Below are 13,111 nucleotides of genomic sequence, written 5' to 3'. Positions count from 1 at the left end.
ACCGGGTTTCCTTCATCGCGGCCCTCCGCATCGCCCGCCGATCAACCGCGCAGGGCGCTTTTTCCCCCTCAACACCCTGACCGGGCAGAGACTGCCTGGCGTCAAGCGATCCGCAGGCTGGCCAATCGTCCCAATCCCGCCCGCCGAAAGCGGTCAAACCCGCGCGTGGTCAAACGCAAGGTCCTCAAATGGGCGGCGAAACGCGCGCACCACACCAATTGGCCGCAACCGCGACACGACCCACACATCCAGATTCAAACACTTAACTGAACGGTATTGGACCTAATCGCGAACCACCTCGGGAGAGCTAAGTTGATCGGCGATATCACCTATATTCACACGTGGCAGGGTTTCGTCGACCTGGCCACGGTGATCGGGTACTAATCGAAACGTCCTCGATTGATTCATCGCTGATCACATGCGCACCGAGCTGGTCTCGGATGCCCTGAACAACGCCGGCTGGACCACCCGGGTAGAGGCGGGTGGCGATCTTCTACTCGGACCGTAGAACCATCTATACCTATGCCGGTTTTAGGAACTTGATGACCGTCCTAGCCTGCGTTCCTCGATGGGACGCACCGGGGTGTGCTAGGACTTTCATTTTGCCGGAGAGCTTCTTCGCAGGACTACAGAACGAGCGGGTCTACCTCACCGTTTACGCGCCCAAATTACAAGCAAAGCGGGAAATTTTCCGCTACGTCGAAGGGTTCTACAACAGCCGCCGCGAGCACTCCGCCCTTCGTTGCCGACCCAACGAACCCCGTTAGAGTTACCAGCAACCAGCCATGGGAGCACAAAGAAAACCATCAGATCCGCTGTCCGAAATCACCAGAGCAGTTCAGTCGTTCTGGTTAAGCTGGCAGGGTGGGCCTATTCCGTCGCCGTCATCGAAGAGCGACGCCCTGCAATGGTGATTGGAGAAGTGCGTGGAAACACGATCGACAATGGTTAACGGCAGGCGCGCCCGATGGGCGGAGCACGGTACGGGCAGTCCCATCGTTCTTGTGCACGGCATCCCTACCTCGCCGCGGCTCTGGCGCCACGTCATGCCGCTGGTCGACGGCAGAACACTGGCATGGGAAATGCCCGGCTACGGATCGAGCATCCCCGACGGGAAAGACCTCGACCTCGGTCTGACAGCCCAGGCTGAATACCTGCTGGAGTGGATTGAATCCCTTGACCTGAAGGAACCACCGATATTGGTTGGCCACGATCTCGGCGGAGGAGTTGCGCAGATCGCCGCCGTGCGGGCAGCGGAACGCTTCGCAGGGCTGGTCCTAACCAATTCTGTGTCCTACGATTCGTGGCCCATCCCCAGTGTGAAGGCGATGCAGCGGGTGGCACCGGTGTTGGCGGTTTTGCACCAGCTGCTGATGTACCCGACGTTCGTCCAGTTGATCCACCGCGGCCATGATGACCGGAATATCGCCCTGGAATCCCTCGCGGAGCACTGGGGACCGTATGTAGCCCACGGTGCAGCGCGAAGCATGATGCGCCAAGTCTCCGCCCTCAACGTTCAGGACACCCTAGACATCGCCGATCGGTTGGCGGCCCTGAATCTACCGGCACGGGTGGTGTGGGGTGAAGCCGACGCGTTCCAGAAGATCAGGTACGGGGAGCGGCTCGCCGCTGATCTCGGAGCGGACCTTATCCGGATACCAGGAGGGAAGCATTTCACTCCTGAGGACCACCCGCAGGTCATCTCCGCCGCCATCAACTCGCTTCTTACCGAAGCCCGAAAGGACTAACCGAATGACCGCTACACCATCCGTCATCGTTTTCGACGTCAATGAAACCCTCTCCGACATGGGCCCTCTTGCGGAGGCATTCACCCGCGCATCGGCACCTGCTTCCCTTGCCCGACTGTGGTTTACGGAAGTACTCCGCGACGGGTTCGCCCTCACCGCCGCCGGAAACAATCCTGCGTTCACTGATCTTGCCACCGACAGTCTTTCCCGCCTCCTAGCCCAAACTTTAGGACCAGGGGACTACCAAAAGCAGATCGAAGCGATCATGGGCGTCTTCAAGAATCTCCCACTGCATCCGGATGCCGCGCCCGGGATTAAGGCGCTCAGCCGTATCACCCAGCTGATTACCCTCAGCAACGGTGCCACCTCGGTGGCGGAAGCACTCCTGGAACGGGGCGGCGTTCAGGACAAGTTCTCCCGGTTCCTCAGTGTCCAGGAGGCTCCCCGGTGGAAGCCAGCGCGCGAGGCGTACGACTATGCGGCCCGTGAGCTCAACCAATCAGTGAACCAACTATTGCTCGTTGCCGTGCACCCATGGGACATACACGGTGCGAATGTCGCCGGATTGCAAACCGCGTGGGTCAACCGTGCGGGTGCTTCTTACCCCTCCTACTTCACGCCACCGGACATCGAAGCCGAGGATCTTTTAGTTCTCGCAGACAAGCTCGCCGCACGTTGAAATCAGGTTGCACGCCAGCCCGGATCACAAGTTGAAGCCGCATACTCAATGTCTGCATGGTGAATAAAATCGTGAAGCAAGTCGTTGACCGTTCTGCACCTTTGAGCGGTAGAGATGGATGGAACAGGTGGATTTGCAGAAAGTCGTAGAAGTCATCGGTACCGGCATCGAGGTTGCGGGAGTCATTGTTATTGTCGCGGGCATGCTCGTGGCGACATTGCTCGCGGCAGCGGCGCTAATGAAACGAAAAGAGCGCGACATCTATGACACCTACCGACGGCGTTTGGGACGGTCGATCTTGCTCGGTCTTGAGTTCCTCGTCGCCGGAGACATTATTCGCACGGTCGCAGTAACCCCAACCTTTTACTCCGTAGGTATCCTCGCACTAATTATCCTCATCCGAACTTTCCTTAGCTTCTCGCTTGAACTAGAGATCACAGGAAAATGGCCTTGGCAGAAGTCCAGCTTCGATAAACACACCATGAAACAGAGCCCACCGCCAACGACGTTCCACTGACCCAGGTCGTTCCGCCCAACCCGGCAGGCCCCACCCATGCCTAAATGAGACGGTACCGTGCAATCCCGCACATGATGCACGCGGTACTTATGCGTGCCACGAGCGAGTTCACCCATACGCAACAAACCGGGAATCCATGGCAGGCTCTACGTTCCGGTTGACGGAACGGGACGTTATCGGCGTTGGCTTGTGCGGGTTGGGAGGGTGCCGGTATAGGTTCGTCGCTCAACACGTAGACAAGCAAATACACCTATCGCGGCCTAACGAACGCCGTCAAAGACAAGGCGTCGCCCCTGCGCCAATACCTAGATCTCCGCTTTCCGAACGTACGCCCCCTCCAGAAGGATTTCCGATCTCGCACAGGAGAGATTCGTGTTTATCCGCTTCCTGGGGGGGGTGCCGGGGCGAACGGCGGGACGCTGGGAGGGGCCTTCGATCTTCGTATGCGGTTCTTGATTGATCCCTCTTATATACCCGATGAAGTGATCCGATTTATATACCCGATGAAGTGATCCGATCAATTGCGGCACTTCCTGACCACAGAGAAGCTATCCAGGAAGTCATTGAAGAAGCCGGAATAGCGGCTCAGAAAAGGGCGGATTCCGCCGATCTAGACCGTGCTTGCTGGGCGTTGGCTTTATGTGCAGAGGTTTACCACATGGGGGGGGTTGGTGTATCCCGGATCACCCCTGGACCTCCTGCTCAGCGAGGATGATTGCACATCTCAACGCCTTCTATCGCTGATGCCGGACGATGCCTCCCGACAGCTGAAAGAACTGGACGAACTCGCCCAGAAACACTTACTCCCCCAGCTCGACGCACCCTTCCAACTCGGTCCGAAGTAGGATTGGCAAGCAACTGACGTCAGGATTCACACCCGCAGCCAGTTTCCGGATTATAAATGCCTCCCGTGGAGTGTCGGTGAAACCTGTCGCCTCTCGTCGAATGTTCGCTTGGCACTGTCCCATCACTAAATGCGATGAATTGCCGATCATCCCGCGAAAGGGAGTACCGGGATTCCTTTGATTCCGGGCAAGGCGACGAATAGCGCCCCTGCCTTTGGCTGCGATCCCGCATCAAGGCCATACCGTGAAGTCGTGATGTAGAGCTCCCTCAGATCAACTCCACCAAATGTGCACGCCGTCACGCGAGTTGCGGGCAAGGCGATCACAGCATCGAGGGCGCCTCTTGCGTCATATCGATGGACAGCGCTTCCATCCCAAAGAGCAACCCATACGCCGCCTTCCTCGTCTACACACAGGCCATCGGGGGCCCCGAGCTCGCTGTCAATCTTCACGAAGGGGCGTCGCTCATGGAGGCCGGATTCCGATGTCCAGTCGAAAAGGTCGATTTGTCGCGTACTCGTGTCGACGTAGAAGGCGGAATCATTGAGTGGACCAAAAGCAAGCCCGTTCGAAATGGACACGGCTGGCAATACTGTCGAGATCTGACCGTCAGGCTCAAGCCTGAGCAGGGAGCCGGCTCCGGGCGATTCGTCGTAGGCCATTGATCCACAGAGGAACGCTCCAGATGGATCGCAGCCACCATCGTTGAAACGGAGCCGCAGATGTGGGATAGCCGGGAGAACCGTTTCAGCGCCACTCTCGACGGATGAGAAAAGTAGGAAATCTCGCTCTCCGGCAGCCACGAGACCACCACCAGTTCGAGGCCTGATCGCCGCAGCGACGTCTCCGATATTCCGCCGACTGACGGCATGCGAAACCGGATTGAGGTGCATGATGTCGCCGTCGAGCATGTCGACCCAGCGCAACCCATCCCAGTCATCCGACCACACTGGGCCTTCGCCATGTCGGCAGAGGCTATCAGTCAGTTGGTGTGCACGAATTGTCAATGGTTTATTCCTATGATCACTCTTGATATCCTATACTATAAGTATCTAAGTAGGGAACCTAGGTAAGGAGCAAGCATGAAGATCACATCCCTCGAAGTGCTCGGCCTGCGGGAACCAGTCTCGACCTCACGCTCGTGGTGGAGTACGACGCCCCTAGATGTGTTGCACGAGCCTACAGAGCCGCGCCTTCAGCGTCGCCAGCCTGGTGCAGAGAGAGGCGAGCCTATCTCAAACGTGGTGGTCGTCATCCACGCTGAGGACGGAACATACGGGCTGGGCACGGTTGGCGTCGGGTCACCGGTGGCGATCAGTGTGATCTCCCACCACCTGGCCGACCTCGTCGTCGGCAGCGACGCGTTCGAGACGGAGCGGACATGGAACACAATGCACCGCAACACGATTGCTCTTGGCCGCAAGGGAATTGTCATGGAGGCGATCAGCGCAATCGACATCGCATTGTGGGATCTGAAGGCGAAACTGATTGGGCAGCCCGTTTACAACCTGCTGGGTGGGCGGGTGAAGCAAACGATCCGGGCCTATGCGAGCGAGCTCTACGCCCGTGAGGATCTCGAGTCCCTGCACCGAGAGGCCACCGCGCTCAGGAACGCTGGCTTCAGCGCAGTGAAAATGCGGTTTGGGTACGGGCCAGCGGAAGGCCGCGCCGGAATGAGAGCCAACCAGGACCTGGTGCGAACTGTTCGTGAGGCGGTAGGCGATGACGTCGATATCGCCGCGGAGGCATACATGGGCTGGGACACCGCTTACGCGATCCGCATGATCAATTCTCTGGACGAATACGGTCTAGCCTGGATTGAGGAGCCGGTGCTGCCCGACAACCTCCAGAGCTATGCCTATGTCCGAAGCAGGGTAGGAGTGCCGATATCCGGCGGTGAGCACGAGTTCGGATTGACCGGCTTCCGCGACATGATCGAAGCGGGCGCGGTCGACATCTTGCAGCCTGATGTCAACCGCATGGGCGGCATCACCGAAGCCGCCAAGGTATGGGCTCTCGCCGAAGCGTACGACATACCCGTCATCCCTCACTCCAATCAAGCACATAATGCGCACCTAATCGCCAGCCACTACTCCAGTCCCCTGATCGAAGTGTTTCCAGAACCCGGCGTCGAGGCCGGATACAACTTCTATCAACGGTTCTTCGACGGTGAACCCCGAGCGCATGGAGGTACCGTCGTGCTGGGGGGATCTCCCGGGCTTGGGCTGACTCTGGTGCCCGGGGTTATCAACGCACACCTCGCAGTTCGCAAACAATTCGGAAGAACCCCGCCTGACCTTCTTGCTCAGGAACTTTCCGCATGAGTCCCGTTAGCCTTCCGCTTCCGGCTGCAGTAGTCGATGGTCGGATAATAGGTATCCTTCGTGGATACTGCCACCAGGATGCGATGGAACGCATCGGTGCGCTTAACGACGCTGGGCTCCGGTGTATCGAGGTGGCAATGGGGCATCCCGACTCAGCTCGGACGATCGCGGTAGCACGTGGTACCTACCCGCACCTCACGCTTGGTGCCGGAACCATCACCAGCGAAGCGTCACTGCGCAGAGCAGTTGGCTCGGGGGCACAGTTCCTCCTATCTCCCAATATCGACCCCGGCCTCATCGCCATGTCGGTGGCTCACGGAGTCCCATTCATCGCCGGGGGACACACCGCCACTGAGTGCCTCGCAGGAATGCGAGCTGGCGCCAGTGCGATCAAGGTCTTCCCCGCCTCGACCGGGGGGGTGGGCCACATCAAAGCTCTGCTCCAGCCGTTCCCCGAGCTCGCGCTCGTGCCTACTGGGGGAGTAAGCGCCGAGAACGCGAGAAGTTATCTGCAGTCGGGGGCCGTAGCGGTCGGAGTCGGTACGTCGTTGACAGCCCTCGACGGTGCGGACCTCGCCGCGGCGATTCGTACAATCAACGGTGTGACGAAATTGGACGGATCTCCATCGTGATTGAAGAACCTACGCGCATTGCCCTCATTGGCGCCGGGAGGGTCGCGGCTACTCACGTGGCGATGATTCAGAGAACGCCGGGAGTCGAAATCGTCGCTGTCGCCGATCCTCGGATCGATGTTTCCCGACGACTTGCCGACAACCTTCAGGTGCCAGCATACGAAGGACTCCAGGAGGTTTTGGCTACCGGGGCAGTGGATGCAGTCGACATCATCGTCCCGCACAATCTTCATTACTCTCTAGCCTTCGAGGCACTCCAGGCCGGAGTGCACGTTTTCATGGACAAGCCGCTGGCGACGAACGTGGCCGACGCAGCCAAGCTCTGCGAAGCCGCCGACAACAAGGGTGTTGTGCTGGCAATCTGTCACAACCTGCTCTTCCACCCGGCGAGCATGCGGGCCGGCACGTTGGTTCACGACGGAGTGCTGGGCAGACCGACCCGGGCCTCGGCTGTGTCGTCGGGGTGGCTTGATCTTCCAGCAGGGGACTTCCGGCTGGATGAGTCAGCAACTGGCGGTGGGGCATGGGTCGATGGATCCCCTCACCTGGTCTATCTGCTGGAGAGCCTCCTTGGGCCCATCTCGGCGATCTCGGCATTCGCAGCTCGCGGGGAGACCCGAATCGGAGGTGAGGACACGGCCGTCGGTCAGGCTCAATTCGAGAACGGGGGCGTGGCCACCGTCGCGGTCGGTTACTCCGACGCGTCTGCGGGCGAGGTGGTATGGCCAGACGGATGGGAGCTCTCCACCACTCTCCACGGAACAGGCGGGCGAATCATCCTAGAGTTGCTCCCCTCTGCGCGCGTGACCTGGGAACAAACAGGGCACCTCCCTATCCAGGAGGATTACAGTCACGTACCTTTCGAAACCGGATTCGACGGCGCTTTCGCCGACTTTGTCTCGGCGGTTCGAACGGGAAGCTCGCTGCAGGTCCCGCCGCGAGAGAGCCTCCGCAACCTTGAGCTGGTCCAAGCAGCGATGTACCGAGACGGCGGAGTTCGTGACACCCCGATCGGTTGAGTCGAGGTCCCTCATAGCTACGATTGAACCGGACCATGGAGCCCGCATTGTCTCGATAGTAAGCACGGCGACAGGATATGAGTGGCTCGTGCCGCCACCGGTGCCGCGGGAACAATCGACCTATGGGGACACTTTTACCGACCGCACAATTCACGGCTGGGACGAAATGATGCCCACCCTTGACGCCTGTGAGCTAGATGGAACGGCAATTCCGGACCACGGCGAAGTCTGGGCTGTCGAATGGACCGATCTTCCGGCTCGCCACCCCGAGGGTATCCGCCTGAGTTGCGCACTCCGCTCGATGCCGCTTACTCTCACGCGCGAAGTGTGGGCCGACGACACTCGCTTGGTTTTTGACTATTGGCTGACTAATGCCACTGCGACCGCGCTGCCCGCCCAATGGGCGGCCCATCCGCAGTTCGCAGCCACCTCGAATACCCAACTGCGGCTGGAATTCTCGAAGCCGGATGTGACGGCGACGGGCATCGGCTCGGGCACTCGGAGATGGAGCGAATTGCTTCAAGCTGGCGAAGCGCTGCTGCCCGGAAGCCACCTGAAAGTCTGGTTGGACCAACCCGCGGCTGCCCAATCGGCAATGATCGTAAACGGGCAAAATACGCTCCGGATGCGATGGGAAGGTGGTGCAGTTCGCAACCTCGCTGTCCTCTGGGACAATCAACAATTCTCGCGGGAACGAGTTCTCGCGATCGAGCCCGCATTCGACCGCGGAGACAGTCTGGTGGCTACGTCAGAAATTGACGATTCCTTCAGAATCGCCCCGATGTCCTCGCAGACATGGCGGGTGACGTTAGTGGCAAGCATACTTATAGTATAAGTTATGAAGTGAGCTGCGATACGAAGGAGACCGGCATGAACGCGGGGCCATCCATCCGTTACATTGACCAAGCACGAGCGTGGCTGATCGAGACTGGCGGCACGTCATATGCCTTCGCCGTCGACGCCAAGGGCTTCCATCTGAAACACCTGTACTGGGGCGCTTCCATCGAGGTCGACGATGTCTCAGACCTGGCTGCTGAGCAGCGCGACTGGTGGCTCAATACACCCGACACGCGAGTGATGCGCCAGCCTGGCGCTGCATGGCGGGGCTTTGAATCGACACCAAGGGCCTTCATGGAAGAGATCGTCGCACAAGGCGGGTTCCGCTATGACGAGGCGACGGTCGCAATCCAATCCCCGACTACCACTGGGCTCCTTTTTTGCTATCGCAAGCACGTGATTTCTGAGCTTGGCGAACAACTCGAACTGTGTGTCACCCTCGCCGATGACCAGGCGGCCGTCGAGCTCGACCTTCACTACCGGGTCTCTCACTCCGCACCAGGTATCGAACGCTGGATAACCCTCCGGAACATTGGGTCGCACCCTCTGGTGATCGACCGCTTGTGCTCCGCCTCCTGGCCGTTGCCAGCAGGGCGGACTTTCCGGGCCCGAAACTTCTTCGGTCATGTACAAGGGGAATTCCAGCTCGAGAACTCACTAGTCACTCACGGGCGCCGCTCTCTGGGAACCCGTACGGGGACCAGCGGGCACCGCGGAACGCCATGGATCGCTCTGCACGACGACGCATCCGAAACCGGCGGAGACGTCTGGTCGGTCGCCTTGGCCTACAGCGGGTCCTGGCAAATCACCACTCAAGCCAGTGATGACAATGGTGTCCATATCGTCTCTGGTATCGCAGACGAGGAGATGCGTCAGGTTCTCGATGCAGGAGAGAAGGTCACTACCCCGATCAGCATCGGCGTCTACTCCAATGAGGGATTTACGCGCCTCAGCCATCAATGGCACAAGTACGTGAACTCCCACGTACCCACACTGGTCCGTCCGCTTCCGGTGATGTACAACTCTTGGTTCTCCTTGCAGTTCGCCATGGATAAGGCGTCGCTGCTCGAGCAAGCGCGCCTTGCCGCGGGGCTTGGGGTAGAACTCTTCGTCATCGATGACGGCTGGTTCGAAGGACGCGACGACGACTTCCATGGACTCGGCCGATGGACCCCCGATAGTGCGAAGTTCCCCGATGGCCTCGCTCCCTTACAGTCCGCGTTGGCTGAGCTCGGGATGGAGTTTGGCATCTGGGTTGAACCGGAGATGTGCACGCCCGATAGCCGGGTGTACCAAGAGCACCCGGAATGGATTCGGGGGGAACCAGGTCGGTTCTGGCAAACCCACCGCAATCAGTTCGTCATCGACTTGGCAATACCCGAGGCTCGAGCCTGGGTCGTCGAGCACGTGTCTCGAGCGGTCTCCGAATCACGATGCTCCTACGTTGTGTGGGACATGAACCGCCCGATCCCGCTCGGCCGTAAGCGTACTGGCGAGAGTCCCACGCACGCTGAAGGTCTTGCGCAGGTGCTTAACGAGCTCCGAGAGCGGCACCCCGGCGTTGTCTGGCAGGCGTGCTCCGGTGGCGGTGGTCGAGCTGATCTTGGGATCTTGTCCTCGATGAGCTTGACCTGGCCGAGTGACGACACCGACGCTCACGATCGTGCGCGGATCGTCCAAGCTGCGTCGCAGGTCCTGCCGCCGAGTGTTCTTGTTCATTGGCTGACCGATTTACCTGCACGAAATTCTACGTCGGACAGGCTGCAGCAGACCGAGTCGCTAGCCACTCGATTCCACACCGCAATGAACGGTGTGCTCGGTGTGAGTGCCGATCTAACCCGGTGGACAGCCGCAGAGCTCGCTCAGGCGACGGAGCTCATCGAGAAGTACAAGGCAACCCGGGCCATCATTGCCAACGGATCGGTCTACCGGCTGGAGGTGTCGGCCGAATCGTTGGGGCTGGCCTATGTCGACTCCGGAGCGAACGAAGCCGTCATCTTCGTCGTGGCACAGAGGTTCGCGTACGGCGAGAACGTATTGCGAATTCGGCTCCGAGGGCTCGATGAAAACGCTCGGTACTCCGTCGACGGCGCGCTCACCCGGTCGGGTCGGATCCTCATGCAAGAAGGGCTGGTCCTTGACGGATCAGCCACGACATCGTGGGCGCTTCATCTGAGGAGACTGTGATGACGCGCCCGCCACGGGTCGTCACCATCGGCGAAACGATGGCCGTTTTCGGAAGCCGGACGGGCACGAGACTCGCCCACGGCCCGGACACGGTGCTGGGAATCGCGGGCTCGGAAAGCAATGTCGCCATTGGGCTTCGTCGACTTGGGATCGATGTGACCTGGGTTGGCCGGGTCGGTGACGACTCGCTCGGCGAGCTGATTCTTCGCGAACTCAGCGCCGAGAGAGTGACCGTTGTCGCAGACATCGATCTTAAGCGGCCGACTTCACTGATGGTCAAAGAATCGCGAACAACAGACGACACGCGCGTCTGGTATTACAGATCGGGCAACGCCGGCGGTGCCATGACTCCCGAGCAACTGGATGATGAGCGACTCATCTGCGAAGCAAGCCTTCTGCACATCACGGGCATATCGCTCGCTCTCTCGGCCACCATGGCCGCCACAATCCAGCGTGCCGTCGAGATCGCTCGACGCTCCAACGTTCTCGTCTCATTCGACGTGAACTATCGAGAACGACTCTGGCCGATGGAGTCCGCCCGCGCCGCATATCTGGAGCTGCTCCCACAGGTCGATATTCTCTTCGCTAGCGAAACAGAGATGGAACTCTTGTTCGGAGGCGCTCGAGAGTTGGCTGACCTCGCGAAGCGTGCTGCAGCGCTGGGTCCCAACGAGGTCGTGATCACTCGTGGGGCTGACGGTGCCTTCGCATGGATCGACGGTCTCAAGTTCGAGCAGGCCGCCGTGCCTGTTGAGGTGCAAGACACAGTTGGTGCGGGCGATGCATTCGTGGCTGGCTATCTCGCCGAGAGACTCAAAGACGAAAGCCCTGAAGCTAGCCTGCGGACCGGAGCCAGGGCAGGTGCGCTCGCCTGCACATCCTCCAGCGACTGGCAGGCGTTGCCGACCCGCCGCGATCTCGCCCGAGAAGCGGACACAGACTCGGTTACGCGTTAGCCCGTCATCGTGCCAGTAAAGCCCGGCAGAGCGACTTCAAAATGCTCAATCATTGCCTGCCGGGCCGTAGGCACGTCTCCCGAAATGATCGCTTCGACGATGGCCTCGTGATGTCGAAGTGTCGCCTCGCGTGTAGAGGCGCCCTGACCTTGCACCCGGCCGGTCAGTTCGGCGGAAATAGCATCCATGATGCTCATGAGAATGACTTTCAACGCCCGATTTTTAGAGAGATCGGCGACCGCCAGATGCAGCGCTAAGTCTGCGTCAATTGTGGCAGCGCGATTCCCTGCATCGCGCAGAGTATCCATCCGTGGTTTCAAAACCGCGGTCCGGGACTCTGGCGATCCATGCTGTGCGGCTAGACCTGCGGATTCAACCTCCAGGGCCGCGCGACACACGAGGAAATCCGAACGGAGAATTCGCTCCTGTCGCGCATGAATGGACAATATCTCGCCCAACACGTCTGATCCAGGGAGCGAGATAATAGGTTCCCGGCCTTGCCTCCGAGAGAGGACGCCGAGTCCCGCCAGCTTGGCGACTGCTTCGCGAATGACGACATTGCTGACATCGAAGCGTCTCGCGAGCTCTCCCGCGGGTGGTAGGGCATCGCCTGGAGTTAAGTCTTCATCCGCGATGAACTGCAGGAGGGCTTCGCTCACTTGGTCCGTCAGTGTCCGACGAGACACCATCGACATTGGTCCCTCCTTAGTTATTCACTTATGTGTGAAGTCGCAATGTGGTTACTCTACCGCAGGCCTTGCTTTCACATCGCTCAATAGCCCGCATCACCACTTCTGGTAGGTTGCAAGCTGTCATTGCCAGCCTTTATTGTTGGGCCATGCAGCAACTCTTTGATTTCGCCTTCGCCCGGCTGGACCATGCCGAATCGAAGCGCCGGGAATTTGGGGAATCTTGGAAGCAATACATTTCCCAACATCCCTGGGACATCGACGTCCGGAATGTAACTCCGACTACGTTTGAAATTATGGCCGTCACACGCGAGCAGGCACCTGTCCAGCTATCGCTCGCATTCAGCGATTGGCTCGCGACAATTCGTGCTGCCCTAGCCTCGATCTTTCATTGGGTGGGGTCGCCTGTGGGTCAGGGCTTACCGGCTGCCTGATGTCCTGAATTATGGCATCCGGGTACGACATTTTGCCCGAGTGGTCTCGGGTGGGACTGGTTTCCACTGGTTCCAAAGGCTGTGATCTGCTTCGTCGGGACACTGAGCCGTCCGGTCTCAGCCGGGGGCCGGCAGGGCCCGGATGCGGTCCAGGGCCTGAAGAATCGCTGGTGTTTCCGGGGCTGCGGCTGCCAGATGCAGGATGAAGCGGCGGCCGGTGCGCACGATTCTGCCAGCCGTTTCA

12 protein-coding genes are annotated in these 13,111 nt (G+C 59.6%); 10 read left to right on the top strand and 2 right to left on the bottom strand.

The window, feature by feature from the left end; all coding sequences use genetic code 11:
* The first annotated feature begins 926 nt into the window (after positions 1 to 926).
* The 3 genes from Y708_RS0100865 to Y708_RS0100855 all read left to right on the top strand — a co-directional run bounded on the left by Y708_RS0100865 (position 927) and on the right by Y708_RS0100855 (position 2,944).
* Positions 927 to 1,748: an alpha/beta fold hydrolase gene (locus Y708_RS0100865; RefSeq protein WP_028278486.1), complete on the top strand. Its 822-nt coding sequence runs from the start codon at positions 927 to 929 to the stop codon at positions 1,746 to 1,748.
* A 4-nt stretch (positions 1,749 to 1,752) separates the two neighbouring features.
* Entirely contained in the window at positions 1,753 to 2,427 is a 675-nt protein-coding gene (locus Y708_RS0100860) for a haloacid dehalogenase type II (RefSeq protein ID WP_028278485.1), read from the top strand.
* Between the two features lie 127 nt (positions 2,428 to 2,554).
* A complete protein-coding gene (locus tag Y708_RS0100855) occupies positions 2,555 to 2,944 on the top strand; it encodes a DUF1622 domain-containing protein (protein WP_028278484.1) in 390 nt (129 codons plus the stop codon).
* Positions 2,945 to 3,935: 991 nt separating this feature from the next.
* Here Y708_RS0100855 and Y708_RS0100845 read toward each other — a convergent pair.
* Positions 3,936 to 4,796 (bottom strand): SMP-30/gluconolactonase/LRE family protein, encoded by an 861-nt coding sequence (locus tag Y708_RS0100845; RefSeq protein WP_343212914.1) that lies wholly within the window; start codon positions 4,794 to 4,796, stop codon positions 3,936 to 3,938.
* Positions 4,797 to 4,871: 75 nt separating this feature from the next.
* On the opposite strand from Y708_RS0100845, the gene Y708_RS22020 reads away from it, so the two are divergent.
* The 6 genes from Y708_RS22020 (at position 4,872) to Y708_RS0100815 (ending at position 11,744) form a co-directional block, all read left to right on the top strand.
* On the top strand, positions 4,872 to 6,113 hold the full coding sequence (locus tag Y708_RS22020) for an enolase C-terminal domain-like protein (RefSeq protein ID WP_081746403.1): 1,242 nt from the start codon (positions 4,872 to 4,874) through the stop codon (positions 6,111 to 6,113).
* The gene (locus Y708_RS22015; RefSeq protein ID WP_081746402.1) at positions 6,110 to 6,745 is read left to right on the top strand and encodes a bifunctional 4-hydroxy-2-oxoglutarate aldolase/2-dehydro-3-deoxy-phosphogluconate aldolase; all 636 of its coding nucleotides are present in this window, start codon (positions 6,110 to 6,112) and stop codon (positions 6,743 to 6,745) included. Before Y708_RS22020 ends, Y708_RS22015 begins: the two co-directional genes overlap by 4 nt.
* On the top strand, positions 6,742 to 7,764 hold the full coding sequence (locus Y708_RS27230; protein ID WP_051478375.1) for a Gfo/Idh/MocA family protein: 1,023 nt from the start codon (positions 6,742 to 6,744) through the stop codon (positions 7,762 to 7,764). The genes Y708_RS22015 and Y708_RS27230 overlap by 4 nt, the downstream gene beginning before the upstream one ends.
* 169 nt (positions 7,765 to 7,933) lie before the next feature.
* Positions 7,934 to 8,599: a hypothetical protein gene (locus Y708_RS0100825; protein WP_162150420.1), complete on the top strand. Its 666-nt coding sequence runs from the start codon at positions 7,934 to 7,936 to the stop codon at positions 8,597 to 8,599.
* A 35-nt stretch (positions 8,600 to 8,634) separates the two neighbouring features.
* A complete protein-coding gene (locus tag Y708_RS0100820; protein WP_028278481.1) occupies positions 8,635 to 10,788 on the top strand; it encodes an alpha-galactosidase in 2,154 nt (717 codons plus the stop codon).
* Positions 10,788 to 11,744 (top strand): sugar kinase, encoded by a 957-nt coding sequence (locus tag Y708_RS0100815; RefSeq protein WP_028278480.1) that lies wholly within the window; start codon positions 10,788 to 10,790, stop codon positions 11,742 to 11,744. The genes Y708_RS0100820 and Y708_RS0100815 overlap by 1 nt, the downstream gene beginning before the upstream one ends.
* Here Y708_RS0100815 and Y708_RS0100810 read toward each other — a convergent pair.
* Positions 11,741 to 12,439 (bottom strand): FadR/GntR family transcriptional regulator, encoded by a 699-nt coding sequence (locus Y708_RS0100810; RefSeq protein WP_028278479.1) that lies wholly within the window; start codon positions 12,437 to 12,439, stop codon positions 11,741 to 11,743. The two genes, Y708_RS0100815 and Y708_RS0100810, sit on opposite strands and share 4 nt — an antisense overlap.
* Before the next feature lie 143 nt (positions 12,440 to 12,582).
* Here Y708_RS0100810 and Y708_RS30240 point away from each other — a divergent pair, with 143 nt between their 5' ends.
* Positions 12,583 to 12,867 carry a hypothetical protein gene (locus Y708_RS30240; protein ID WP_028278478.1) on the top strand — a complete coding sequence of 95 codons (285 nt, stop codon included), beginning with the start codon at positions 12,583 to 12,585 and terminating at the stop codon, positions 12,865 to 12,867.
* Positions 12,868 to 13,111: the final 244 nt, after the last annotated feature.

The organism is Arthrobacter sp. H5 (assembly GCF_000520595.1).
In the GTDB taxonomy this organism is placed as follows: Bacteria; Actinomycetota; Actinomycetes; order Actinomycetales; family Micrococcaceae; genus Arthrobacter_D.
This window is presented reverse-complemented; position numbering and strand designations above follow the sequence as displayed.